The organism is Gemmatimonadaceae bacterium (assembly GCA_020846935.1).
Taxonomy (GTDB): Bacteria; Gemmatimonadota; Gemmatimonadetes; order Gemmatimonadales; family Gemmatimonadaceae; genus RBC101.
Window position 1 is genome coordinate 597,848 of record JADLCY010000011.1, and the last position, 24,214, is coordinate 622,061.

Annotated in this window: 22 protein-coding genes; 3 read left to right on the forward strand and 19 right to left on the reverse strand. The window is 65.9% G+C overall.

Annotated features, from left to right (window positions below):
- Positions 1 to 8 precede the first annotated feature (8 nt).
- From IT361_15050 to IT361_15075, 6 genes are all read right to left on the reverse strand, one after another.
- The gene (locus tag IT361_15050) at positions 9 to 650 is read right to left on the reverse strand and encodes a hypothetical protein (GenBank protein MCC6318995.1); all 642 of its coding nucleotides are present in this window, start codon (positions 648 to 650) and stop codon (positions 9 to 11) included.
- 562 nt (positions 651 to 1,212) lie between these two features.
- Positions 1,213 to 1,698: a CHRD domain-containing protein gene (locus tag IT361_15055; GenBank protein ID MCC6318996.1), complete on the reverse strand. Its 486-nt coding sequence runs from the start codon at positions 1,696 to 1,698 to the stop codon at positions 1,213 to 1,215.
- A 265-nt stretch (positions 1,699 to 1,963) separates the two neighbouring features.
- A complete protein-coding gene (locus IT361_15060) occupies positions 1,964 to 2,773 on the reverse strand; it encodes a DUF4397 domain-containing protein (GenBank protein MCC6318997.1) in 810 nt (269 codons plus the stop codon).
- Positions 2,774 to 2,806: 33 nt separating this feature from the next.
- Positions 2,807 to 3,235: a hypothetical protein gene (locus IT361_15065; GenBank protein ID MCC6318998.1), complete on the reverse strand. Its 429-nt coding sequence runs from the start codon at positions 3,233 to 3,235 to the stop codon at positions 2,807 to 2,809.
- Positions 3,236 to 3,302: 67 nt separating this feature from the next.
- On the reverse strand, positions 3,303 to 4,952 hold the full coding sequence (locus tag IT361_15070; protein MCC6318999.1) for a RagB/SusD family nutrient uptake outer membrane protein: 1,650 nt from the start codon (positions 4,950 to 4,952) through the stop codon (positions 3,303 to 3,305).
- Positions 4,953 to 5,004: 52 nt separating this feature from the next.
- Entirely contained in the window at positions 5,005 to 8,409 is a 3,405-nt protein-coding gene (locus IT361_15075; GenBank protein MCC6319000.1) for a SusC/RagA family TonB-linked outer membrane protein, read from the reverse strand.
- Between the two features lie 408 nt (positions 8,410 to 8,817).
- On the opposite strand from IT361_15075, the gene IT361_15080 reads away from it, so the two are divergent.
- Entirely contained in the window at positions 8,818 to 9,846 is a 1,029-nt protein-coding gene (locus IT361_15080; protein MCC6319001.1) for an SMP-30/gluconolactonase/LRE family protein, read from the forward strand.
- 58 nt (positions 9,847 to 9,904) lie between these two features.
- On the opposite strand, the gene IT361_15085 is transcribed toward IT361_15080, so the two are convergent.
- The 6 genes from IT361_15085 to IT361_15110 all read right to left on the reverse strand — a co-directional run bounded on the left by IT361_15085 (position 9,905) and on the right by IT361_15110 (position 15,893).
- Positions 9,905 to 10,351 carry a hypothetical protein gene (locus IT361_15085; protein MCC6319002.1) on the reverse strand — a complete coding sequence of 149 codons (447 nt, stop codon included), beginning with the start codon at positions 10,349 to 10,351 and terminating at the stop codon, positions 9,905 to 9,907.
- Positions 10,348 to 10,560: a hypothetical protein gene (locus IT361_15090; GenBank protein MCC6319003.1), complete on the reverse strand. Its 213-nt coding sequence runs from the start codon at positions 10,558 to 10,560 to the stop codon at positions 10,348 to 10,350. Before IT361_15090 ends, IT361_15085 begins: the two co-directional genes overlap by 4 nt.
- Positions 10,561 to 10,859: 299 nt before the next feature.
- Positions 10,860 to 11,381, reverse strand: a complete 522-nt coding sequence (locus tag IT361_15095; protein ID MCC6319004.1) for a transposase family protein — start codon at positions 11,379 to 11,381, stop codon at positions 10,860 to 10,862.
- Positions 11,382 to 11,455: 74 nt separating this feature from the next.
- Positions 11,456 to 11,611, reverse strand: coding sequence for a hypothetical protein (locus IT361_15100; protein MCC6319005.1), 156 nt, complete (start codon positions 11,609 to 11,611; stop codon positions 11,456 to 11,458).
- 324 nt (positions 11,612 to 11,935) lie between these two features.
- A complete protein-coding gene (locus tag IT361_15105; GenBank protein ID MCC6319006.1) occupies positions 11,936 to 14,326 on the reverse strand; it encodes a hypothetical protein in 2,391 nt (796 codons plus the stop codon).
- Positions 14,327 to 15,431: 1,105 nt separating this feature from the next.
- Complete coding sequence (locus IT361_15110; GenBank protein MCC6319007.1) at positions 15,432 to 15,893, reverse strand: hypothetical protein; 462 nt, start codon at positions 15,891 to 15,893, stop codon at positions 15,432 to 15,434.
- A gap of 59 nt (positions 15,894 to 15,952) precedes the next feature.
- On the opposite strand from IT361_15110, the gene IT361_15115 reads away from it, so the two are divergent.
- Together IT361_15115 and IT361_15120 are read left to right on the forward strand one after the other, a co-directional pair.
- Positions 15,953 to 16,735 carry a transposase family protein gene (locus IT361_15115; GenBank protein MCC6319008.1) on the forward strand — a complete coding sequence of 261 codons (783 nt, stop codon included), beginning with the start codon at positions 15,953 to 15,955 and terminating at the stop codon, positions 16,733 to 16,735.
- A 523-nt stretch (positions 16,736 to 17,258) separates the two neighbouring features.
- Positions 17,259 to 17,489 (forward strand): PQQ-binding-like beta-propeller repeat protein, encoded by a 231-nt coding sequence (locus IT361_15120; protein ID MCC6319009.1) that lies wholly within the window; start codon positions 17,259 to 17,261, stop codon positions 17,487 to 17,489.
- A gap of 66 nt (positions 17,490 to 17,555) precedes the next feature.
- Here the strand turns inward: IT361_15120 and atpC are convergent, their stop codons facing one another.
- The 7 genes from atpC to IT361_15155 form a co-directional block, all read right to left on the reverse strand.
- A complete protein-coding gene (gene atpC / locus IT361_15125; GenBank protein MCC6319010.1) occupies positions 17,556 to 17,807 on the reverse strand; it encodes an ATP synthase F1 subunit epsilon in 252 nt (83 codons plus the stop codon).
- Between the two features lie 4 nt (positions 17,808 to 17,811).
- Positions 17,812 to 19,242: a F0F1 ATP synthase subunit beta gene (gene atpD / locus IT361_15130; GenBank protein ID MCC6319011.1), complete on the reverse strand. Its 1,431-nt coding sequence runs from the start codon at positions 19,240 to 19,242 to the stop codon at positions 17,812 to 17,814.
- 108 nt (positions 19,243 to 19,350) lie between these two features.
- Positions 19,351 to 20,211 carry an ATP synthase F1 subunit gamma gene (atpG, locus tag IT361_15135; GenBank protein MCC6319012.1) on the reverse strand — a complete coding sequence of 287 codons (861 nt, stop codon included), beginning with the start codon at positions 20,209 to 20,211 and terminating at the stop codon, positions 19,351 to 19,353.
- Between the two features lie 60 nt (positions 20,212 to 20,271).
- Positions 20,272 to 21,840 carry a F0F1 ATP synthase subunit alpha gene (locus IT361_15140; protein ID MCC6319013.1) on the reverse strand — a complete coding sequence of 523 codons (1,569 nt, stop codon included), beginning with the start codon at positions 21,838 to 21,840 and terminating at the stop codon, positions 20,272 to 20,274.
- Positions 21,841 to 21,916: 76 nt separating this feature from the next.
- Positions 21,917 to 22,759 (reverse strand): helix-turn-helix domain-containing protein, encoded by an 843-nt coding sequence (locus IT361_15145; GenBank protein MCC6319014.1) that lies wholly within the window; start codon positions 22,757 to 22,759, stop codon positions 21,917 to 21,919.
- On the reverse strand, positions 22,756 to 23,226 hold the full coding sequence (locus IT361_15150) for an NUDIX hydrolase (protein MCC6319015.1): 471 nt from the start codon (positions 23,224 to 23,226) through the stop codon (positions 22,756 to 22,758). Before IT361_15150 ends, IT361_15145 begins: the two co-directional genes overlap by 4 nt.
- Positions 23,227 to 23,976 (reverse strand): ABC transporter ATP-binding protein, encoded by a 750-nt coding sequence (locus tag IT361_15155; protein ID MCC6319016.1) that lies wholly within the window; start codon positions 23,974 to 23,976, stop codon positions 23,227 to 23,229.
- Positions 23,977 to 24,214: the final 238 nt, after the last annotated feature.

The following is a 24,214-nucleotide window of genomic DNA, read 5'->3' on the forward strand; positions in this document are numbered from 1 at the left end:
CCCCAGGCCTAACGAGTCGCCCCGGTGAGGCCCGGCGGTCGATACGCGACGGAGAGGCCGATTCCGTTACGCCCGAAGAGGTCGCCGCCACCGAAGAACGCGGCGCCACGGATCGCCAGCACGCTGGTCACTTCCCACGATGCGCCGACGTCGAAGTCGATGCCGATCCCCGAGGCGTCGCCGCAGTGGCCGCAGAAATCGAGCGACAGCCGCGGATGCACGTACGGTGTCAGCGTCGTGTTGCCGTCAAGTTCGAAGCGATGTCCCGCATTGATACCGACGGGGAGGCGCAGGGTGACGGGATCGCCAAGTGCCGTCCCGGCACCGGCGGTGAACAGGAGGTCGAGTGGAACTTCGGAGGTCGAGCGGGTGAGCTGAAAGGCGTACTGCGCCCCGAGCGCGAGGAGGTTGCTCCGACCGCGAACATCCGGCGCGACCAAACCGGCCTCGAGCGTGAACTGCGAGCGTGAGGCAAGCGCTTCACGCCACTGGATGATGAGCGTCGTCCCTCCCCTGCCGGCATCCGCAACGCCGGCGTTGAACTCGCGGTGCTCAACGACCGGAGTCTGGAAAACTGGATAGGACCAGGCCTGGGCGTGCGCGGTGGCGACGGGAGCGAGCAACGTGAGGGCGACGAGGGGGAAACGCATGGTCATGGGTCGTGGTGTGCGGGGGCAGTCTCAGGAGCCATCAGCCAGTGCTGCGTGCCCTGCGACAGGCGTCGGCTCGCTGCGGACGAGCGGGAACGGGGAGCTGCCGTCGGGGCGCATGATGCGCGAGCCGAAACAGTTCATCCGTTCATCATACCCGGACAACCTAACGAAAGGTTCAACCGGAACTCGAAGGGTACGCCTCGGGGAACGCCGTGATTCACGCCGACCGGGGACAGGGGTGCTGGGCCGAAGGGCGTGGACGGCGAGTTGTCGTCGCCGAAGGGGCGCGACCAGGACGAGGAGGTCGAATCCTCATCAGCGGAGGGCGCGTGGGCGCGCGCGAGCCCGATTACTCAGGTCAGGGACAACAGCAGGGGTCGGAGCCGCGGCTGCGCGGCGCCCGGCGACGAAGGCACGGCGGTCGGGCCGACCTCGTCGGAGGGGCGCGAGGAGGGTCGATCGTTCTCCCGAGAAACGTCCGAGGGCGCCGATCCGCATGGACCGACGCCCCCTGGAGTTGTTCGCGCAGCGCTTGGGTCGCTGCGGCGCGTTCGGCGTTTTACGGCGAGACCTGACCCCGGATCTCGCCGGGAGGATACCGGCGCGTGTGCACATTGAGGTAGGTCGTGCCCGCCCGGATGCGCTTCAGGAGCGAATCGTAGTTGAACACCCCGGAAAAGGTGGACTGTCGTGTGGCGATCCCGCTGTTCAACACGCCGGTGACGCCACGCCCGGTGGTCGGGCCACCAAAGGTGAAGTACATCACGGGTCCCGAGCTGTTCACGTCGCCGGCGTGGAAGTGCCCGGCGGTGATCGAGTCCATGCCGGACACATAGACGACCCACTCGATGCTGTCGGGCGAGAGGACCGTCACCACCGCGCTGCCGGTGGCCGTGGTGGTGACGGCGTTGGGCTTTTCGTTGAGCCCGTTCAGGGTGACGACGTACCGCTCCCTCGCCGGCGTGGTCGCGTCATCGTCGTCGCCGCACGCGACGAGGCTCATCGCCCCGAACGCGCAGACGAACAGCGCACTGCTCAAGCGCATGTGGTCTCCTGCGATTGCTACCCATGGCTCGGCGAGGCACTGGGGGGTGCGCCGTTCCAGTTGCGCGAAAAGCTAACCCCGCTGGTTGCGGGCGAAAACCCGGCGCGGCACTCGACGACCCTGTCCGGCGCCTTCGGCGCTGACGGGATCCGGGTGTACACACGCCCGGCGCCCCAAACGATCGAGGCCAGGGATCAACTCCCCGGCCTCGATCGTGCAGGTCGTCATGACAATGGACCGTCACACGACATGAGCGTTCCCGTGTCTAGCGCGGCACCCGGTCCACCAGGTACAGGATGCCCGGCGTGGAGAATCCCTGTGGCGCAAGTGATCCGGCCACCGAGCGTGGCACGACCAGAGCCGTGATGGCTGTCCCACCAATGTCGGTGCCACCGATGGCGGTAAGTCCGTTGATTGCTGCAGAACCAACCGGCAGCGCGCTCGCCGGGGCCACCACGGTCGACGCTCCTGGCGCCGTGGCCTGCAGGGCGCGCGCCCCTGTCGCGACCAACTGGTATGCCGAGGCTGTGCCGTAGGCCACGCCCGACACCAGGCTCGCAAAGGTGCCCGTCGTCGACGACGCGGTGCCCACATCCACGCTGCCCAGGTTCACCCCGGCGTTCACGACCCGCACCGCGATCTGGTTGGCCCCGATCGTCGCAGGGACCTGGTCCTCCAGCACCCACAGCCGGTCGGCCGGCGCACCGCCAGGCCGCGCCAACCCGAGGTGAATGACCGTGTAGTAGGTATTGGCCGTGAAGGTGATCGACGTGTCCATCACGATCTGCGACGTGATATTGATGTTGTCGCTCGTTGGGAAGATCCGCAGGCGACGCGCCCCCGCGCCCATGGCCTGATATGGCGTATTGGCCCGGAAGGTCATCCCGTACGCCCACGGTGAGTTGTCGACCGCGTCGATCGGGCGCCAATCCATCGCCGACGTATCGGGGACCACGTGCACATAGCGTACGTACGCAATCGGCGCGGTGGGGGCCAGCTCCACGCCGGGGTCATTCTCGCAGGCGACCAGACTGAGTGCCGGAATGACACCAAGCAGGCGAACCAGAGCTCTCATGAGTCGATATCCTCGGCCTTGAAAGTCGACCGTTCAGTGGGAAAACCGAAGGAGGGAAATGCGAATTGTCTCGGGTCCTGTGGGCGGGTTCGACGGGTCTCGCTCACGCCCGCCGGACAGGAGTTGACGCGTCACGATGAAGGCAATGATGCCACCGCCGATGCCGGCCACGGCCAGTACGGTTCGTCCTCGCGACAGAGCACGCGCGTTGACTCTGGCCACCTGTGCGCGCGGAATGGAGACGCGTTCACCGCTCCATTGCGCCTCGCCGTCCCGGATCGACCTCACCTTGAACACCTGCATGTCGAAGGCGGCAGGCGAAAGCGCCACCAGCCGACCTTCGACCTCCACGAGGCCACTCCCGAGTCGTTCGGCCAGTGCGACGCGCCCTTCGTCGGATATCTCGAGCGCGACACGCTCACCGGCGGCAGGCGCCGTCCCCACGTCGAGAGGAACGCTCACGTAGCAGCCTCCCAACGCGAGGGCGACGCCACACATGGCCACGACCCGGCCGGCTGGCACCAGCACCTCAGAACCCGTAGGTCCCGCGAGGCGCGGTCCCTGGGCCGCCGCCCCCCAGGTCGTAGAACGGCCGACCGCGGGAATCCATCTCCTGATAGGGCACCGGGAACTGGAAGGCCGTCCCCGTGATGAGATCCCCCCAGCCGCGTCCATCGAAGTACCATGAACCGAAGCGACCGTGCGCCAGTTCCATGCGCAGCTCGTACTTCATCGCTTCGAGGATCGTGCCGCATGCCGTCGAAGTGAACGCCGGCCCGACCGGAACGCGCGGAACGCAGCTCGCACCTCCAGGCACCACATCGGTTGCCGACGTGATGACCCCGGCGAGTGCCGGCAGGCCCGCACGGACCCGCGAGATGTCGATTCGAGCGGCGGCCTGGGCAAACTGGTTCTTCCGGATGTAGCCCTCGGCGGCGATCAGGTTCGCCTCCTCGGGGCGGAACTCCGGCCACTTGCCATTGTCGCCGGCGTTCCGGATGTACTTGTACCGGATGTAGTCGTAGTTCGACGTGCCCCACGGGTCGCCGGGGACATCCTGACCGGTCACACGATTGCGAACGTAGGGCATCGTGGCGTACGAAGCCGGTTCGGCCGCGGAGGCCGCCTGCTGCAATGCGCGTGTGTTGCCCGCAGGCCATCGCTTGTCAGGCGACTGGATCAGGAAGTCCGTCCGCGTCGTGAGCGGACGGGCGAGCCACGCATCGTACTGGCCGGACACGTCGGCCATGCCGTAGTACATCGGTGAGATCTGGCTCCAGCCCGCCGAGACATACATCTGGCTCGACTGGAACCCGATACTCCACCCGCTGGAGCCACCCACCGTGGCCTCGACCACATCGGTCACGCCGCGCGTCGCATCGGCAATGGCGAGATCCCAGTTCACCGCGGCACGTTCGGCCGGCGTCCGGGCAACGCTGACACGGAAGCGTGCACGCATCTGCCGGACGACCTGCAGGAACAGGTCGCGTGACAGCGTCGTTCCCGACATCCACGCGGCGGGGGCGGGATATCCTCCGGATCCCGTCGCCGGCGCCGTGAGCGCAATGGCTTCCGCACTGTCAAGGTAGGTGATGGCGGCCTTCATCGCGTCGCTGTAGGACGCGAGCCCGGGCACGGAATCGCTCGCCATGCCCGGGCCGACAACCGCCACCGAGTCGAACAGCAGCGAGAGCTGGCCAATCGCACACGCCATGCCGAAGAAACCGAACGACTTGACGCGCGCGAAGAACCCGTCGGACACGAGGCTCGGTTGATCCTTCTTGATTGTGTTGAGCGCACTCAGGCCGTTGGCGAGCTGCCGCGCCAACCGAGCCTCGGCGGAATAGAGACTGAACGGCTCTCCCGTCCCCGGTCCGCCACGGGAATTGACGATGGGAGTTCGCGGGATACCGACGCGTACGCCCATCGAGAAGTTGTTCAGCTGTGAGTACGCCTCGAGACTCAGCATCAGGAGCTGAGGCTGGACCGTAATGGCCTGGTATCCGTTTCGGCACTGCTGATAGCCGGTGCCGATCGTCTGTTCGATCGTTGCGGGCGCCGCGAACACACGCGCCACGTCGGGGTTGTTGTCGTTGTCCGCAGACAACGCGCTGTCGCAGGCAGCCACCGCCACGAACATCAGGGCCGCCGTCGGGAGGAATCGGTGGAACGCAGTCATCGGCAATCCTCGGGTGGGCAGGGATGCCAGTCGGCATCCCCGCAAGGCGACTCTAGAAGCGGATTCCAACGGAGAACGTGAACGTGCGCATCTGCGGATACTGGTAGGCCGCGACCGCCGTGATGGCTGAGCTGTTCAGGTTCGTGCCAGACACACCGACTTCCGGATCCCACCCGGTGAAATCGGTGATCGTGAGCAGGTTGCGCCCGATCACCGACAGTGACGTTTCGGGCAGGCCCCAGAGCCGCCCGAGCTGATAGCCCAGCGTGACCTCGCGCAGCTTGGTGTAGCTGGCCTTCTCCGAGGTCAGGTTGTTGGCCCCGAGAATGTCATAAAAACCGCCCACGCCGGCCGAGTTATCGGGCGCCGGTGCCCGCCAGTAGTACCCGATCGGCTTGGCATCGCCCACGGATCTGCCGGCCTGGTCCTGAGCGCGCGTCGTGAAATCGCCGAGCGACCAGTGGCGCTCCTCATTCGCCACGTGTTGCCCGATCGCGGCATCGATGAGGAAGTAGAGGTTCAGCTTCTTGTACCCGATGGTGTTCGACAGCGTGTAGCGCTGCTTGGGCAGCGTGTTGCCCACGCGATCGAGCACCGCGTTTCCGGTGGAGTCGCGCCGGACGATCGGCATGCCCCAGCTGTACTGCGGAATGCCCCACGGTGCGTTCACGGTGCCGCCAGCGTTCGCGCAGTTCACGACGCCCGTTGTGCCGGTCGGGGATCCGTTGCGAACGCAGCCAGGGTTCACCGCCTGCCAGAGGTTCTTGGTAATGCCATCCTGCGGCGTGTTGCCTGAACCGACCCAGACCACGAACCCCTGGTCATTCTTCTGGTACGCCTTCCCAACACCGCAGTCCGCGTTGAACGGAGCCGGCAGCTGCGCGCAGGACGTGACGAAGTTGCGGCCCCAGATCGTACCAATGCGCTCGCCTTCCGCAAATCGGAACGTCGACGATTCCGTCGTCTGGAAGAAGGGCGGCACGCCAAGCTTGGTGATGTACGAGAACGTCTGGTCCCAGCCGATCCGGGCGTTCCACGAGAGGTCTCCGCGGTTCACGACCGGCAGGTTGAGGGACACTTCCCACGTCTTGTTGTCGAGCGTGCCCGCATTCCTCCACTGGTTGAGGAAGCCCGACGCGCCGGGAACGGGGACGAGGATGATCTGATCGGTCGTGGACGCCTTGGCCCGCGTGATCGTCAGGCCGTACTTCGAGAACAGCTCCGCGTCCAACCCGACCTCCCATTCGCGCGTGTACTCGGGACGCAGGTTCTTGTTGCCCAGCGTCTGCGCCGTCACCGCGCCACCGGCGCCGATGGTGAAGGTCTCGTATTGCGCCGAGAAGCGCGGGCGGCCACCAGCCGTTCCGTAGGAACTGCGGATCTTGAAGTCGTTGATCGCGCCCTTGGCCGGCCACCAGGCTTCGTCCGACGGGCGCCATGCCGCCGACGCCCGATAATACGTCGCCCATCGGTTGTTCTCGCCGAACAGCGATGACCCGTCGCGGCGCACCAGTCCGTCCACGATGTAGCGTCCACGGAAGTCGACGGCAGCACCGAGCACCGCTCCGATGGCCGAGACCTTCTGATTCGACGAGCTGACCGTCTGGGATGCCGTCACGTTGTTCAGCGTGCTGAGCCCCGGGATGGCCAGCGTGTTGCCGCTGTTGTCCTGGCCGTTCCCGTATTGCTGCTCGAACGCGTAGCGCGCGTTGAGGCGAGCATCGAGGCCTTCGCGCAGGAAATTCGAGCGACGGGCGGTCCCGGTGAGGGACATGTTGATGTTGTCGTCCCGCGACGTTTGCTCGTTGCGATCGCCGATGCCGGTGGTGCCCGTGGTCGTGGTCACGCGATAGCCGCGGTCGCGCTGGAAGTAGTAGTCCCAGCGGCGGCGGTCGTAGCTGGCGTTGCCCTCGAAATCCAGCCACGACGTGGGGGCAAAGCGCGTGGTGTTGGACGCGAGGAACCGGTCCGTTTGCTGACGACCCTGGTTCGCCTCGTTCCAGTACAACGGATTGGCGTTTTGATCGCCCTGATTGAGCGGATTCGATCGCACGAAGAGCCGGCCGAACGAGTCACGCCGCAGGAGGTCGACCCCGACCGGCACGCGCGTCAGGCGGAAGAACTCGCCGTCGAGATACTGCGTGTTGTTGGAGTAGAACGTGTTGACCTGCGTCGTCCACTTGTCGTTCACCTGCTGGTCGGCGTTGAGTCGGAACGTGTTCCGGTTGTAGCCGCGCAGGAACTCGACGGCACCCTCCTGGCGGAGCGAGGAGGCCGAGGCGTACACACCGGTGTTGTTGTAGCGCCCGGTCATGTCGAACGTGGCGTTGTTGAACAAGCCGCTCGTCGTCGCCGACTTCACCGGATCGTACATGCGCGGGAAGTACCGGGTCTGGAACGTGCCCCGAAGCAACGGTTTGGAGAGGGAGAGTGCGATGCCACCGTCATTCTGGAAGAGCGCCGGCGCCAGGGCGTTCCCACCGCCCTGCTCGTTGATGCGCAGCGCCTCGGCCTCGAAGTCGATGGTGCGGAGGCACTGCGGCTGGCCGTTGACGAGCCCCGACGCGGCGTTGGTTGCCCGCATGCAGAATCGCTCGTTCTTCTCGTCCATCATCAGGAAGTGATTCCGTGCGAGCGGGAACTCCCCGGCGATATCGTTGAAGCCGAACTCGTTGCGCACGTTGAACCGTGTGCCCGCACGCCCGGCCTTGGAGCTCTTCGTGGTCACCTGGATCACGCCGTTTCCGGCGCGCGACCCGTACAGCGACGACGCCGCGGCGCCCTTCACGACCTCCACGGTCTCGATGTCCTGCGGATTCAGGTCATTGAGGCCACCGTCGTAGATCACGCCGTCCACAATGACCAGCGGCGCCTGAGAGCGACCGCTGGCATTGAGCGACTTGGGTCCGCGCAGCACCACGGCCGGCGCGGTTCCCGGTCGACCGGAGGGCGCAACGATCTGCGCGCCAGTCACCTTGCCCTGCAACTGCGTGAGGGCGTTGGTCCCCGGCACCGGAAGGTCTGCCGCATTCACCTGGTCGACGGTGATCGCCAGCTTCCGCTTCTCGGTGGCGCCCGTGACCCCAGTGACGACGACCTCGGAGAGGCGGTTGATGTCCACCTCGAGCCCGAAGTTCTCCGTGTGGGTGCCGGGACTCAGCGTGATCGTGCGTGCGAGCGGCTTGAAGCCAATGGAGCGCACTCGGATGGTGACCGACTGGCCACGGACTCGCTCGGCCGGCAGCACGATGCGATACGTGCCCTGCTCATCCGTGCCCACGGAGGCGTTGAGCTCCGTGATGGTGACGTTGGCCCCGAACAGCGGGCCACCTCCCTCCAGCCGTGAAACCTTGCCAGTGACGATGGTGCCCTGTGCAAGCGCCGACGTCGCGCTCAGGACGAGCGCGAGTGCGCACGCGGACAGGGACCACTGCTGCGCGGACAGCAGGTGTCTCATGCGACCTCCCAGGGGCGTTGTGGGTGGGGAGTCGAACTGCGCTGGGCCGGAGCGGACTGGGGGGAGTTCGTTCCGGGTATGTGAGGGCCAAAGTGCAGACTACAGGTGCCTTTGGCAAGGGAAGGAAAACCCCGTGGTGGAATCCCGCCGGCTCGCCCCATCCCTGACGTCACCTCAGCAAGGGGCCGCCGGATACCGCGCGTTCGCCACAGCAGACACCTCGCGAGTGCATCAAGTCGAGGCACGGACCGCGAAAGGCATTGACGGTGACCGTTCCGCCCTCAGGGGATTCTCATGAGCTTTGCGCTGCAGCGCTTCGCTTGCGCGTCGCCATGCGGACGCGGCGGACCCTTCACGTCGCGCGCGCGTCGACATTCATTGCCATCGACTCCGACTTCGTGACCCATCATGACTGGTTCCGTCATCCTGCGCTCCGCGCTCTCCTGCTCGCTCGTGCTCGGCGCCGCCGCCGCGGACGCTCAGCAAGCGGCACGACCGCCCTACACTGTCGGGAATCCCGTAGGTCTGCCCGTCGTACCAGGCGCGGGCGCGGTGTTCACTCCGGTCTCCGCCAACGTGAAGATGTTCGGCGCGATCTACTCCGCCGAGAGCTGCTCGTACGACGACGTGCGCGGCCTGATCGTCGTCCCAAACCGTGGCGTGCCGCAGGCCGTTCAGACGAACAACGCCTGGGTCTCGCTGATCAACCACGACGGCTCGGTGCACACCGCGCGCTGGATCGGCGTGCAGGCCGCCGGCGCCCCGCGCGCCGCGCTCGAGCCGCCACTCGTGCTCAACGAACCGCTAGGCAGCGACATCATGGGCGGCAATCTCTACCTCGCCGACCGCGACGGCGGCACCACGCCAGACGACCCCAGCGTCTCCGTGGTGCGTCGGTTCGACATGCGGACGGGGACGCCGAACGGAGAGATTCGCGTGGCGGGCTCCACAGGCTTCAACGACATCGAGGTCGCCAGCGATGGGACGATCTACGCGACCCAGACCGGTGCGGCGGATGCACCCACCACCTGGCACGTGTGGAGGATCACGCCAGGCGGCGCGGCCAGCATCCTCGTGCAGGGCGCTCCGTTGCGTCAGCCGAACGGCATCGCGCTGGACGGCGAGGGCCGGATCGTGGTCGTAAACATCGGAAACGAAGAGGTGCTCACCTTCTCCACCGACGGCCGGCTGGTCGCCACGGAACGGGCCGTGCAGGCCGGCAACGACGGCCTGGTAATCATGCCCGGCGGGACCAAGTACGTGAGCAGCGTGATCAACGGCGGCATCTCGCGCATCCGGCCGGGCCAGCCCGCGGACCTGATCGCGAGCAACGTCCCGAGCGCGGCCTCGATGTGTTACGACGCCGGAGCGAACCAGCTCGTGGTGCCGATGAACGCGAACAACGGGCTGGCGTTCATCTCCCTCGGCCGGCCGTAGCCGGCCGGGATAACCCGCGAAGCAGCCGCAACGAAACCGTGCGTCCCGGAGGCGTCCGCTACTGCCCGCCCCGCCGACGCACGTCTTCGATGTCCCGTGGCCTGGCGGATGCCCGCTTGTTCCTGAGCAGGTCGGCGCGTCCAAGGAAGGCGACCGACACCCCGAACATCACTCCCGGAACTCGCTGTGGCCAGGCATCCTCGAACGCAACCGCGAAAATGTCGGTGAGCACATCGATCCGGTAGGGTGGGAGGCCGAGCTGAACCACGCGATCTGGCGCCTCGAAGTCCTGCGCCTGAACGCCAAGGGACTCGAACGGTGCTCCGAAAGCCACCAGCGCGAGCCAGACGCGCATGGCATTGTCCGGTGACCTCTCGACCCAGAGATCGAGGTCGCCGGTAACGCGCGGCACACCATGAGCGGCAAGGGCGTGCGCGCCGACTACCAGAAAGCGGGCGCCTGCCGCATTCATCTCCACCAGGACGTCCCTGAACGGCTCGATCATTCGTCCGCGTTGTGCTCGCGAAGCGTCGCGAGCACAACCGGCATGGCGTTACGCGTGTACGACGGCAACTGACGACCCGAGAGGCGCCACGCTTCCAGGGTGAGGACGCCGACGGCGGCAACTCGCTCGTCCACCGACCCACCCATCCGCGGATCGCCAGCATCTTCGCTGCCAAGGGACGTGATGCGGACCGTCATGCGGCGCTTCATGCGCTTCAAGTTAGCGCTTGCTGGACGGGCGCGCCTGACGGCGCCGGGCTGACAGCACTCCGCTCAGGAGTCAGACGCGTGCTGGCCCGACAGGTCGCGTCGGCCGCCCGAACGGGCGGAACGTCTCCCCGAGTTTCACGCACGCCCTTCATGCCCGTGAATGCGCGGCGACCGCGCGAGGGCGCCAACGTTTGTGGCGTGAGGCGCGATCGTCAGCTGGCTGGAGCCTCAGAGGTACACGCGCCCGCGCATCGTCGTCGCCACCGAGCGGTACTCTCGCCACTTCTGGCCACGCAGGATCAGCTCGACATACGGCTGCCGGATGCTGATGGCTCGAACGATGCGTTGCGCCATGTTACGAGCCGCGCCTCCATCGCGGCCTGATCGATCGCCCGCACCGTGTCCAAGCTTAAGCCAAACCAGTCCGCGACCTGCTGGATCGGCAGGACGGCGGTGAGCCGAGCGACGCTATCGACGAAGCGCCGCGTCATGCGGGCATATCGGTCCAGCCACGGCAACGCTTCCACGGTGGGGCCACACGTCGCGCAGACCACCCGGGCCTGCGGCACGACGAGCCACGTCTCGGCATCCAGGATCGGCAGTCCCCGAATCCGGCGGTCGGCGACGTCATGCACCTGGGCGCTCGCGTGCCCGGAGCGACTGCAATACCGGCGCGCCGTCGGCACCGCGTCGAGGCAAATCGTGACCTGTGGGGCGCCGGACGCGGTCCCACCGGGCTGCAGCGTCACTTCGCGAATCACAAACCCCGGCCAGCCCCCCAGCAGGGCGGTGATCTCTTCGTAGGCCATCGGACGCCTCACGCCGTCGGGTCGCGATGCGCATGCCACACGCGCCCGGGTCTGTCACCCGAGGTTCCCGGAAATCCCCGAAGAACCTAGAAAAGAGTCGGGTGGATGTGATACTCGTCGCACAGATCCGAAATGGGGATCTGGTCGACCAGGTGACTGCGCAGGATCGTCGCCTTCTCATCCGGGGTGAACTGGCGTCGAGCACCGGTCTTCTTCTGTCGTTTCCCGTTGCGACCCGTCATGACTCCTCCGAACTCCACGATACCAAGTGTGGAGGGGTGAGGAGTCACATTTCAACTGAAGCGGAACACGGCGAGGCACTGGGGGGTGCGCCGTTCCAGTTGCGCGGTAAGCTAACCCGGCTGGTGAACCCGGAGAGGGCTGCTGTCGTTCACGCACTCATTTGGGGTTCCTGTTCGACCAGGTACACGACTGCGGCCGCGGCGAATGCCCCTCCCTGAGGTGCGGCGCTGCCACCGACGGTTCGAGCACAAGTAGCGTCGGCGAGTGACACGACGACGGGGAAGCGCGGCGCGCTTCCCCGTCGTTGTCGTTGCTCCCCAGCATCAGGGCAGTGAGATGATCTGCGTCTGGGTGAGGATGCGGTTGAAGATGTACACGTTGTCGATGAATCCGTCGAACTGCCCCGGCGACGTACTGGCTTGTCGACCGATGAGGAGGTCGGCGACGATCGCCGGCGCAGCTGCCGTTGCTGCACCAGACGTGTAAGTACCCGGCACGGGGTTGCCGTCGAGGTACACCTCGGTGAACCCGCTCGGCCCGAACCGCCTGACGATCGCCACCTGGTGCCACTGGCCGTCATTCATTGTTGTGAGGCCGTTGCCATTCGGGGCGTAGAACATGCCCGTGGCCGACCCGCCCGCTGAGCAACACTGGAACCCGGAGCCTCCCGGCTGGAGGTACGCGAGGAAGTGGATGACGTTTCCAGGCTCCCGTCGTGACACGGGGATCATTCCCACGCCAAGTGGCGTGAATTGCTTTCGGACCCAGAACACGAGGGTCAGGTCGTTCGTCAGGCCCGCGAGGATGGGGTTCGACGGCACGGACACGACGCCGAACGGTCCGAAGGACATGGCGGTGTTGGCCTTGCCGTCGTGGCCCGCGACGGTCGTCGTCTGCAGCGCTGTGCCATGGTTGGAGTTGCCGCTACTATCGTCGCCGTTGCCATCGAGCGGATAGAACGCGGCGAGACCTGTCGGGATCGGCGGCGTTGGCGGTGCCGGGATGTTCGCAAGGGCCGCGATCGTGGCGGGACTGAGCATGCCGCGATAGACCCTCACGTCATCCACGCTTCCACGAAACGCGTTGGCGCTCGTGTACGGCACCGAGCCGACGCTAAAATCGACGTCGATCGCTCGCGCCGAGAACGAGAAGCCGACGGTGCTCACGAACGCGCCATCGTAGTACAGGCTCATGGTCTGCTTGACGCCATCGAAGACTTGCGTGACGTGGTGCCACTGGCCCGTCGGAGCGCTGCCGGTGGACGCGTATGCCGAGTGGCAGGATTCTGTTGGTGTGCACGCGGAGACGAATGGCGTCGCGTTGGGCTGCAGCTGGACGGACGCGCTCATGTCATTCCTGCCCATGCTGTAGACGAGCATGTTGTCCGGCCCGGGCGGAAGCTGATCCGGCTTCATCCACAGGGCGACCGTGAACTGGTCGGTGCTCTTGAACGCCAGCTTCGAGCTTGGGGTGACGGGCGCGTTCATGAGGCTCGTGCCACCGGCGAAGCGGACGGCGCTTCCGGTCCCCACGCGGCCGGGGACGAAGAGCGCGTTGGTCAGGGTACCGTTGATCGGGTTCGCCGTGACGTCGTCGGCATTGCCGTCGAACTTGTAGTGCGCGACAAGGACCCCGGCACTCGGGACGGGCTTGAGCAACGCCTTGACGTGATCGACGACAGTTACGCCAATCCCCGTCTTGTTGACGAGCATGAGGTGATCGGTGGATGCAAACTCTACGCTGCCTGCAATCGCACGAGCCCACGCCGGCCGTGCCGACGACTTGGCCACGAATCCGTCGTGATCGTTCGAGGCCACGGGGCTGCTAGGGTGAAGCTCCAGGGTGCACCCGAGGATTCGCAGTCCGGCCTCCGTTACCACGTCGTAGTCGATTGCTGGCACTGTGGTAGTCCCCGACACTGCCACGACGACGTCATCGTCCGACCCCAGATAGGAAGCACCGCCCGACGGAAACAGACGCCAAACGTCCTTCTGTGTCTGTGAGCCAGAAAGCGCCGCAAGCTTGCCGGCCACAACGTTGTGCCACCAGCCCCAGTGGTTCGTGCATTGCTGCATCGCGTCGGACTCGAGGTCGTACCGGGCATCCGCCACCCCGGTACCCCATCCTGAATCTGCTGCAGGAGTGCCTTCGTGAGGACTTCCGAGCGTCAGAACCCTGTCCACGCGCTGGCGTGGCGTATTGCCGTTGCGTCCATCGTGGAGCTTCAGGAAGCGTCGAGCCACGACTCCACCCAGGGAATGGGCGACGAGGGTCGCACGCTTGCCGTTGTGAAACGCCATGATCTTCTGGATCTCGGTGTGGAGCGCGTCCGCGGCAGCGTCCACTCCTTCATTCGACGGGTACTTCAAGTACCAGATCTGGTATTCATCGTCGATCTTCCACCCCGTGTTGTCTGGCAACTGCAGCTCTGGCGTGAAGTCCTCCCAGTAGCTCAGATCGGGAGACCAATTGTCAAAGTCGTCGCAGCTGGAGTTTGCAGCAACAAGCCCGTGAACGAGAATCAATGGCCGCTTCGTCGGATCTGCGACGGCTCCGTTGGGCAGCACCGACGCATAGTTGTTCTGACACGTTTGGGGAACGGAGGCAATCACCAGATGCACGGACAACGATCCGAAGACGTTGACCGACCACTGGTACTGAATGGATGGTTGAAGCGTGACGGGATCGCGAACGAACGAGGCCGTAGCGCTCACCTGAGTCCTGGACTGTATGAGCCTCGTGGCAGGATCGAGAAACAGCGCGTAAGGAACTCGCTTTTGACCGGCGGGCAGAGGCTGGTCCGGGATGCGGAAGGTAAGTTGAAGTCGCGTCCCTTGTGGAGTGCTCTGGACGGCACCTCGACCGAATCCCCTCATTTGCGCAGTGGGCAACGGTGAGGGGTCGTCGACACGAAGGTGCGTCACCAGGGAGAGTGGCGTCTTACGTCCCGGGAGCACTGGGACGGCTGAGCTCTCCGACAACCCGATCTTCAACGGCGCCGCTGCAGTTGCCGGTACGGTGGCAACCAGACTCGGACCCGATGGCAGGGAGACGGTCGTGGCGACTCCCGGTGGCGCGACAGCTTGACGAGCTTCCAGGACGCGGAGAAGCGCAACCACCGCTGAGGCTCCGGGTTGACCGAAGACCCTGACGACCACGCGGTTCCGTGCATCGAGCTGCAACGTCCTGCTCAGTTCACCGCCGCGTGCTGACTCTGTGTCTTTCCGGCTCAGAATCAACACGCCGTTGACAGAGACTTCCGCAGCCGCTCCCAGGCTGGCCCGGACCGCGAACATGTAGCCCGTTGCCTTGTCACCGGGGAGCAGTGCCTCGATGGTTACACTGGTCTTTCCCGAGGGCACGACGACGGCCTTGGGCCCATATGTGCATTGAAAGCACTCGCCGGTTGGAGGAATCACGTCACGCGATGCTTGCAGCGGCGCGGCAAGAGGAGCATTCGCCTGCGTCACGACAGAGTCTGAGCACGCGCCAAGGATCAGAACAGCAAGTAGGGCTGCAACTCGACGGTAGTAGGTGGACACTGGGCGCCTCCTGGACATGGCCGTGGTGTCACCATGATCCACGAGTGCTGTCACACGAGCGTCTTATTGTAACGGCGACCCCTCGTGCTGGAACGAAGGCGATCACTGTTCGGCGGTGATAAGTCGTGGAAATGCCGGAGCTACCGAGAAATGACGCCTGGCTGACGCGGGCCATTCGGACCTGTAAGCGGAGGATCACTGGCCGTCGCTCTCCATCGCCTGCGCGACACACGGAAGGAGCCACGATCGGCTACTCCCGCGTTGTTGGTGGCCTTCGTCAGGCAGCGATTGGCGCCGGCGTCGCAGGCGGCACTACCAGCACCGGCGCCGACGGCGGCCCCACCGCCTCATCGGGCGCAGACAACCGCGCGAAGCGCGAGATCGTCCGCCACTCCGCCAGCTTCGACGGCGACCGCTCCAAGTGCGGTGACACCATCGCGTCGAGGATCCTCACGACGCTCCGCCCTCGCGCATACTGCTGCCGAAGCGCCGCCGTCGAGGCCGACCGCCTCCCGAAGTCCGACGCGCGCGCATCGATCCCTACCCGCAGGTCCGCGGCCGACCTGCGCAGCTTCTCCACGAAGTCCTCCGGGAAGCCGATGCTCACGAACGACGCCTTGTGTTCCTCGACGAAGTCCGCGACGCCCTCCGCGTCCGCGATGGTGCTGGTGTTGTCCCGCGCCGTCAGCAGCGACAGCGACGCAACGAGCGGCCTCCGGAGACAGCACCGTCGCCGCATGACTGATCGGGCGCAGGAACTCGCGTCGCACCGCGGCGATCTGCGCCTGCTTCACCCGCGTGCTCGCGGCCGCAGCCGAGGTGCGGGAGCGCCGCGCGCAGCGGCGCCATCCGGTCTTTGCCGCGCCCGAACGGCTCACCACCGGCCCGAACCAGGTGTGGAGCTGGGACACTACGCGCCTCAAGGGGCCGGCGACGTGGACGTGGTACCACCTCTACCTGCTGCTCGATATCTTTAGTCGCTATGTGGTCGGCTGGCTGGTCGCCCCTCGCGAATCGGCCGCCCTCGCCGAACGACTCATCGCGACGAGTTGCGCGCGACAGGGGATTCTTCCACGCCAGCTGACCGTCCACGCCGATCGGGGCGGCGCGATCACCTCCAAGCCCGTGGCGCTGCTCCTGGCCGATCGGGGCGTCACGAAGACGCATTCCCGGCCCCACGTCTCGAACGACAATCCGCTCTCCGAAGCGCAGTTCAAGACGCTCAAGTATCGTCCCGCCTTTCCCGGTCGTTTGGCTCCCTCGTGGACGCGCGCACCCACGGAAACGTGTTCTTCCCTTGGTACAACACGGCGCATCGCCACCGCGGCCTCGGACTGCACACGCCGCACGACGTGCACTACGGCCTTGCCACCGCGCGCCCGGCCGCCCGTGCGGCCGTCCTCACCGCCGCGTACGGCCGGCATCCCGAACGCTTCGTGCGCCACTGCCCGCTCCCGCCCATGCTGCCCACCGCCGCGTGGACCAATCCCTCCAACTCCTCGGCGCATCGCCCGCGTTGGAGGACGTCGCTCAGTAAACTCAACCACCCGGTATCTCAACTCCGTTGACAGGCTCCGTTGAGCCCTCCCCTTCTTGCCGGCGAGCGGCTCAGCCCTGGCTCCGTCTTCGGGTTGACGCCTGCGGAGCGCGCCCAATGCCGCACCGCGTTTGCGTCCCTCCGCAACGAGGGAATGTTTACCCCACCGTCGCTGCAAGGCAGCGTCGCATGGCCAGGGCTGTGGGGAGGAATGAACTGGGATGGCCTCACATGGGACCTGTAAGGCATCGACTCGTCGCGACAGTCAAACGAGTCGCCATGGTAGTCAGATTGCACCACAGAAGTCGCGCGACGGCCCCGGCTACGGCAGATCAGCCCATCGAATGGTTAGCGCAGGATGGAAGCCCGTACGCAGCGACCAGGGGACCGCTCGTGGTGGCCTCCGGAACACCATGTTCGCCCCCTCCGTGGGGTAAGGTCGTGGCACTCGAAATTGCGAACTCGCGAGTTGACATCGCGTGGGAACGTCCCTTGGGAACCGTCCCTTGGCTACAAGGTCACAAGGGCTACGAGAGCTGGGGCTCGCTCTCATTTGGAGGACCATTGATGATCGCTTCTGGCCTCACCTTTGTAGCGGGCTCGCAAGACGGCAAGATTCGCGCACTCGACGTGTCTGACGGTAGCCCAGTTTGGGAGCGTCAGCTTCCAGCGGGCGGACAAGCTTCACCGATGACCTACGTCCTCGACGGCAGGCAGTATGTCGTAGTCGCTGCGGGCGGGCGAAGTGGAATCGGCGCACCCGGAGACTGGGTTGTCGCGTTCAGGTTAAGGGAGTGACAGCGGCAGAATCGGGGAATAGGCCAGACCCTGTGAGCCTGGCCTATTTGAATGCCGCACATGTGCCTACACCGCCTCCGCCCTCTCCGTCACCACCCGCACGTTGTCATCGACCACCTGAAGAAACCCACCCTCCACCGCGAACCGCCCGGCCGACCCACCCGCGCCGAGCCGCAACGTCCCCTTCCCCAGCAACGTCATCATCGGCGCGTGCGAGGTGAGGATCCCCACCTCGCCATCGAACGCCGGCGCGGTCACCTGCTCCACCTCGCCCTCGAACAGCGTCTTCTCCGGAGAGATCACCGAGACCTTCAGCATCGCCCTAGCCCTTCGCCAGCTTCTCGGCGTTGCGCACGATGTCGTCCGCGCCGCCGCACATGAAGAACGCCTGCTCCGGATACTGGTCGAACTCGCCCTGCGTCAGCCGCTCGAACGAGCTGATCGTCTCCTCCAGCTTCACGTACGCGCCCTTCATGCCCGTGAACTGCTCGGCCACCGCAAACGGCTGCGACATGAAGCGCTGAATACGCCGGGCACGACCCACGATCTTCTTGTCGTCCTCCGACAGCTCTTCCATGCCCAGGATCGCGATGATGTCCTGGAGTTCCTTGTAGCGCTGCAGAATGCGCTGCACTTCGGTGGCCACCTTGTAGTGACGCTCGCCGATGAACTGCGCGTCGAGAATGCGCGACGACGAATCGAGCGGGTCCACGGCGGGATAGATGCCGAGCTCGGTGATCTTTCGCGACAACACGACGGTGGCGTCGAGGTGCGCGAAGGCAGTCGCCGGCGCAGGATCGGTGAGGTCGTCCGCCGGCACGTAGATCGCCTGCACCGACGTGATCGAACCGTTCCGGGTGGACGTGATGCGCTCCTGCAGGTCGCCCATCTCCGTCGCCAGCGTCGGTTGGTAACCCACGGCGCTCGGCATACGGCCAAGCAGTGCGGACACTTCCGAACCGGCCTGGGTGAAGCGGAAGATGTTGTCGATGAACACCAGCACGTCGGCGTTCTCGCGATCACGGAAGTACTCGGCAACCGTGAGGCCCGAGAGACCCACGCGGAGACGCGCGCCGGGCGGCTCGTTCATCTGCCCGTAGATCAGCGCGCAGGAGTCGATGACGCCCGACTCCTTCATTTCGAGATACAGATCGTTCCCTTCGCGCGTACGCTCACCCACGCCGCAGAACACGGACTTGCCGCCGTGGCCCTTGGCGACGTTGTTGATGAGCTCCATGATGACGACGGTCTTGCCCACACCGGCGCCGCCGAAGAGACCGATCTTGCCGCCCTTCACGAAAGGCGCGATCAGGTCAACGACCTTGATGCCCGTCTCGAAGACTTCGGTCTTGGGCTCGAGGTTCACGAAGTCCGGGCGCTTGCGATGGATGGGCCAGCGCTCGGCGCTCGCCGGGATCGGCTCGCCGTTGTCCACGGGCTCGCCGAGCACGTTGAGAATGCGGCCTAACGCGGGGGCGCCGACGGGCACGGAGATCGCGGCCCCGGTATCGATCGCGTCCATGCCGCGCGAGACGCCGTCGGACGACGACATGGCCACCGCGCGCACCTGGTTGCGACCGATGTGCTGCTGCACCTCGACCACGACGTTGACGTCTTCGCCGGCTTCCGTGCGTCCGGTGACGGTGAGCGCGTTGTAGAGCTCGGGGAGCTTGTCGGCGTCGAATTCGACGTCCAGCACTGGGCCGATGACCTGGACAACCTTACCCGCGGTCCTGGTGGCAGTTGCGCTCATATCGTGACGGGTGACTCGTGGTTGGTGACTGGGTGACTCATTCGTTGCTGACGGCTCGCTGCGCACCGAGTGAACGACGCGCGGCACCGGCCGGAGCCGGTTCAGTACCTACTCCAGGGCCGCGGCGCCGCCGACGATCTCCGCGATTTCCTGGGTGATCGCGGCCTGACGGGTGCGGTTATAGGTGCGGCGGAGCACGTTGAGCATCTCGCCCGCGTTGTCCGTCGCGCTCTTCATGGCGGTGCGACGGGCGCCCTGCTCTCCCGCGGCCGTTTCCACGAGCGCGCGATAGACCTGGTTGCGCACATACAACGGCAGCAGGTCCGACAGGATCGCCTCGGCGGATGGCGCGAGGATGTAGTCCGGCGCGGCGCCCTTCCGCTCGGGCGGAGCCACGGGAAGTATGCGGCTCGTCGTGGGCGGCGTGGAGAGCGCAGAACGGAACTGCGCATACACGACGTACACCGCGTCGAGCTGACCATCGATGAACTGCTGCATGATCCCGTCGATCAACGCGCTCGCGTTCTCGGCGCTCGGCTTCTCGGAGATCATGGTCGTGACCGAGGCGAGCTGCTCCCCCACATAGCGGAAGTAGCCGACGCCACGGCGACCCTCGACGTGCAGGTCCACCGCCACGCCGCGCTCGCGGAGCCGCGCCAGCAGGCCGCGGGCCTCGCGAATGAGGTTCGAATTGAAGCCGCCGCACAGGCCGCGGTCCGCGGTCATGAGGATCACGGCGGCGCGCCGCTCGCGCTCCGGCTGGCGCAGGAGCGGAAATCGTTCAGCGAGATCCGGCGAATAGAGACCCGAAAGCACCTCGGCGAGCGCATTGGCGTACGGGCGCGCCGCGGTCACGCGATCGAGCGCCCGCTTCATCTTGGCGGTCGCCACCATCTCCATGGTGCGCGTGATCTTCCGCGTGTTTTCGGTCGTCTTGATCCGACCTTTCAGCTCTCGGCCTTTAGCCATCGCTTGTTACGGACGTATGGGCGATTGACGGATTGACTGCGGGTGACGGGTCGGAGCCGGCTACTTCCAGCTCTTCTTGTAGGCGGCGATGCCTTCCTTGAGCGTCCCTTCCGTCTCCTTGCTCAGCGCCTTCTCCTTGCGGATCGCTTCGCCGACCTGCGGAAACTGGGCGCCCATGAATTCGTGGAAGCCCCGCTCCCACTCGCGGCAGCGGTTCACCGGCACGTCGTCGAGGTGACCGTTGGATACGGCGTAGATGATCGCGACCTGCTGCTCCACGGCCATCGGCGAATACTGCGGCTGCTTGAGCACTTCCACCGTACGCGCGCCGCGCTCGAGCTGCCGCTTGGTCGCGGCGTCGAGGTCCGATGCGAAGGCGGCGAAGGCTTCGAGCTCGCGGTACTGCGCGAGGTCGAGACGCAACCGACCGGCAACGGAACGCATGGCCTTGACCTGCGCCGAGCCTCCCACGCGGGACACCGAGATGCCGACGTTGATCGCGGGACGGACGCCGGCGAAGAACAGGTCCGACTCGAGGAAGATCTGGCCGTCGGTGATCGAGATGACGTTGGTCGGGATGTAGGCCGAGACGTCACCGGCCTGCGTTTCGATCACGGGGAGCGCGGTGAGCGAACCACCCGGCTTGAAGATCGTCTTGTTGTCGACCACGCTCGGATCTTCGCTGAGCTTGGCGGCACGTTCGAGGAGGCGGCTGTGGAGGTAGAACACATCGCCCGGGAACGCCTCACGGCCCGGCGGCCGGCGGAGCACCAGCGAGAGCTGACGGTACGCCGCGGCCTGCTTGGAGAGGTCATCGTACACGCAGAGCGTCGCCTTGCCCTCGTGGTACATGAAATACTCGGCGATCGCTGCGCCCGTGTAGGGAGCGATGTACTGCATCGGCGCCGGATCCGACGCCGCGGCGACGACGACGATGGAGTACTCCATCGCGCCGGCCTGCTTGAGCTTCTCCACCACCGACGCCACCGTCGACGCCTTCTGGCCGATGGCCACGTAGACGCAGATGACGCCCGTGCCCTTCTGGTTGATGATCGTGTCGATCGCGATGGCCGTCTTGCCGGTGCCGCGGTCGCCGATGATCAGCTCGCGCTGGCCGCGACCGATCGGGATCATCGAGTCGATGGCCTTGATGCCGGTCTGCAGCGGCTCCTTCACCGGCTGCCTGACGATGATGCCCGGCGCCGGAGACTCGACGCGACGGGTCATGGTCGCCGCGATCGGACCCTGGCCATCGATCGGCTCGCCGAGTGCGTTCACGACGCGACCGATGAGGGCGGGACCGACGGGGACTTCGAGCACGCGCGCTGTGCGACGCACCTCGTCGCCTTCCTTGAGCTGGAGATAGTCACCCAGCACGACGGCGCCGATATTGTCCTCTTCGAGGTTGAGCGCTACAGCCGTCACCTTGTTCCCCGTTTCCGACGAGGTCACGTCGAGCATCTCGCCGGCCATCGCCTTGCGCAATCCATAGATGCGGGCGATGCCGTCCTTCACCTCGAGGACGGAACCGACCTCTTCGACATCCAGCGCGTGAAGGTCAGCCGCTTCGATTTCGCGGAGGAGGATGTCCTTGATCTCGCCGGGGCGCAGGATGGTTTCGGAGGCCATGTCGGGACGGTGCGTAAGGATCGGACGACGGGCTGTCTTTGGGGCTTGTGAAAATTATCACAAGCCCCTGGGGCATTCAATGGGACGGTCTTGGTTTGTTGGGTCGCCGGGACCGGTTTCGCCCCTGGCCGAACCGCTCGAACAGGTCAACCGCCCGGAGCCGAGCCAGCGAGGTTGGGCGCGTCCCGATGATCCGTTGGGCGGTCGTGCTCAGATGCGAAGATGAAGCGAAACCGAGCACCTTGGCCACGTCTCCCACGTCGTACCCGGGGTTCTTGGCCAGCTCGGCGGCCGCCAGAAGACGCACCAGGTCGATGACCCGCTTGATGTTGGGCGCATTGCTCCCCGCCGCGAAGGCTCGGCTCAAGTGTTCGCGCGTGATGCCCATCCCGGAAGCCAGGGTCTCGGTGAGTACAGGGCGCCCACCGTAGCCGACGAGAGACGACCAGGCTTGGCGACGGAGCGGGGTGTCGATGTGCAGCACGGGGTGTGGCTCACGAAGCGCGACCGCAAACCGACGGGTGAAGCTGAGCGGCAGGATCAGGTCGAGCAGATGCCCATCGTCCACGGAATCGACGGCGAGGTCGGCGAAATCGCTGGCCGCGCAGCGGGCGACCACGGACGCATCGGTCGATCGCAGCGGGGTCAGGCCGACGAACGGCGTGCTCGGGTATTCTCGCGCCAGGTCGATGGCGTGCGGGGTCTCGTCGTTCGGGGCGCCGAGGTCAACGAGGGCCACGTCAACGAGCTGACGGTGAAAAGCCGCGCGAAAGTCCTTGAGCTGGCGCGCAAGCACGAGGTGGTGGTGCCGCCGGGGAAACGCCTGGCGCGCGAGCGCACGCGACCGATCCCGCACGGCGAGGACGGCGATGGTGAGCGGCCCGGTGGACGCACCGCTGCGATCGACGGGGCGTCTCACGAGGTGCCAGCGCCGGGATCGACCATGCCGGACGCCTTGCGCAACACGGCACGTGCGTTTTCGTAGGCGACGAGCGTCATCGCGCTGTCGAACGTCTCCCATCGACAGGCCGTGATCCCCTCCTCGCGCTGTGGCGTGGTATGCTCGGCGTCGGTCTCGAGGAGGAAGAAGTGGCAGACCTTGTGCACGAGCCGACCGCGAAAGCGGAAGTACCAGTCGATGGTCTCGATGGCGCCGCGCAGTCTGAGGGCCACGAGACCGGTCTCCTCGGCCACCTCGCGCAGAGCGGCGTCGGCGGGCGCTTCCCCGTTCTCGACGTGTCCCTTGGGAAATCCCCAGTTCCTGTACGAGTCGCGGATGACGAGAAAAAGCGGCGCGTCGGGCGTCCGGCGCACAACGATGCCGCCCGCGGAGATTTCCTCCCGGGTCTCGTCGTGCCGCTGGCTGCGGGCGCGCGCGGGCGTCACCTACACACCGGCAGCCACATTCGGTTCGGCGCGGCCCTCGACGAACTGGCGCACCTCCTCGTCACGGGAGTTCCGGATCTCGTCCACGGTGCCGACCTGTCGCACCCTTCCCTCGTAGAGCATGGCGATGCGCGTGCCGACGCGGAACGCGGACTTCATGTCGTGCGTGATGACGATCGAGGTCACGCCGAGTCGGTCGCGCATGCGGACCATGAGGTCATCGATGACGGAGGATGTGACCGGATCGAGGCCGGTGGTGGGTTCGTCGTAGAGGATGTACTTGGGCCTGAGGGCAATCGCGCGTGCAAGACCAACGCGCTTGCGCATGCCGCCGGACAGCTCGGCGGGAAACTTCTCATGGACGTTAGGCAGGTCCACCAGTTCCAGCACTTCCGCCACGCGGTCGGCGATCTGCCGTTCGGTCATGTTTCCGCGCTTGCGGAGCCCCATGGCGACGTTGTCGCCGATGTTCATGGAGTCGAAGAGCGCGGCGAATTGAAAGACGTATCCGATGGAGGCGCGGAGCTCGGAGAGGTCGCGTCGCGAAAGTCGGGGGACATCGTGGTCGTCGACGAGGACGGTGCCCGCGTCCGGGGTGAGAAGGCCGACGATGTGCTTGATCGCGACGGACTTTCCTGAACCGGAGTACCCGATGATGACCATGGCTTCTCCCTCTCGCACTTCGAGGGAGAAGCCCTGGAGCACGCGTTTCGAGCCGAAGGCCTTGTAGACGTTCTCGAAGACGATCATACCAAGGGGACAGGCGGTCGGGCGGACAGATAAGAACGACGGACGGCTGGACCGCGAACGGAGCGACGAGTGCCGTCGAAGCCTGGTCGTGTGCGCGTCCCGGCTCGGAGGCGGGGCACGCCTCGCGCCGCTGGTGGACCGGGAATCAACATCACGGATGTGATGCGTGAAAGGGTGGTGCGGGCTGGTGGCAAACGAAAAGCGGGGCCCCCGGGGGTGCCGCGCGTCGGTGTCGCGC

Coding starts and splice junctions, on each gene's coding strand:
- IT361_15100 (MCC6319005.1), bottom strand. CDS start 11,611: ATGACGGGTCGCAACGGGAAACGACAGAAGAAGACCGGTGCTCGACGC.
- IT361_15075 (MCC6319000.1), bottom strand. CDS start 8,409: ATGAGACACCTGCTGTCCGCGCAGCAGTGGTCCCTGTCCGCGTGCGCA.
- IT361_15155 (MCC6319016.1), bottom strand. CDS start 23,976: ATGATCGTCTTCGAGAACGTCTACAAGGCCTTCGGCTCGAAACGCGTG.
- IT361_15085 (MCC6319002.1), bottom strand. CDS start 10,351: ATGATCGAGCCGTTCAGGGACGTCCTGGTGGAGATGAATGCGGCAGGC.
- IT361_15140 (MCC6319013.1), bottom strand. CDS start 21,840: ATGGCCTCCGAAACCATCCTGCGCCCCGGCGAGATCAAGGACATCCTC.
- IT361_15120 (MCC6319009.1), top strand. CDS start 17,259: ATGATCGCTTCTGGCCTCACCTTTGTAGCGGGCTCGCAAGACGGCAAG.
- atpD (MCC6319011.1), bottom strand. CDS start 19,242: ATGAGCGCAACTGCCACCAGGACCGCGGGTAAGGTTGTCCAGGTCATC.
- IT361_15110 (MCC6319007.1), bottom strand. CDS start 15,893: ATGCGGCGACGGTGCTGTCTCCGGAGGCCGCTCGTTGCGTCGCTGTCG.
- IT361_15050 (MCC6318995.1), bottom strand. CDS start 650: ATGCGTTTCCCCCTCGTCGCCCTCACGTTGCTCGCTCCCGTCGCCACC.
- IT361_15055 (MCC6318996.1), bottom strand. CDS start 1,698: ATGCGCTTGAGCAGTGCGCTGTTCGTCTGCGCGTTCGGGGCGATGAGC.
- atpC (MCC6319010.1), bottom strand. CDS start 17,807: ATGCTGAAGGTCTCGGTGATCTCTCCGGAGAAGACGCTGTTCGAGGGC.
- IT361_15090 (MCC6319003.1), bottom strand. CDS start 10,560: ATGAAGCGCCGCATGACGGTCCGCATCACGTCCCTTGGCAGCGAAGAT.
- IT361_15070 (MCC6318999.1), bottom strand. CDS start 4,952: ATGACTGCGTTCCACCGATTCCTCCCGACGGCGGCCCTGATGTTCGTG.
- IT361_15080 (MCC6319001.1), top strand. CDS start 8,818: ATGACTGGTTCCGTCATCCTGCGCTCCGCGCTCTCCTGCTCGCTCGTG.
- IT361_15060 (MCC6318997.1), bottom strand. CDS start 2,773: ATGAGAGCTCTGGTTCGCCTGCTTGGTGTCATTCCGGCACTCAGTCTG.
- atpG (MCC6319012.1), bottom strand. CDS start 20,211: ATGGCTAAAGGCCGAGAGCTGAAAGGTCGGATCAAGACGACCGAAAAC.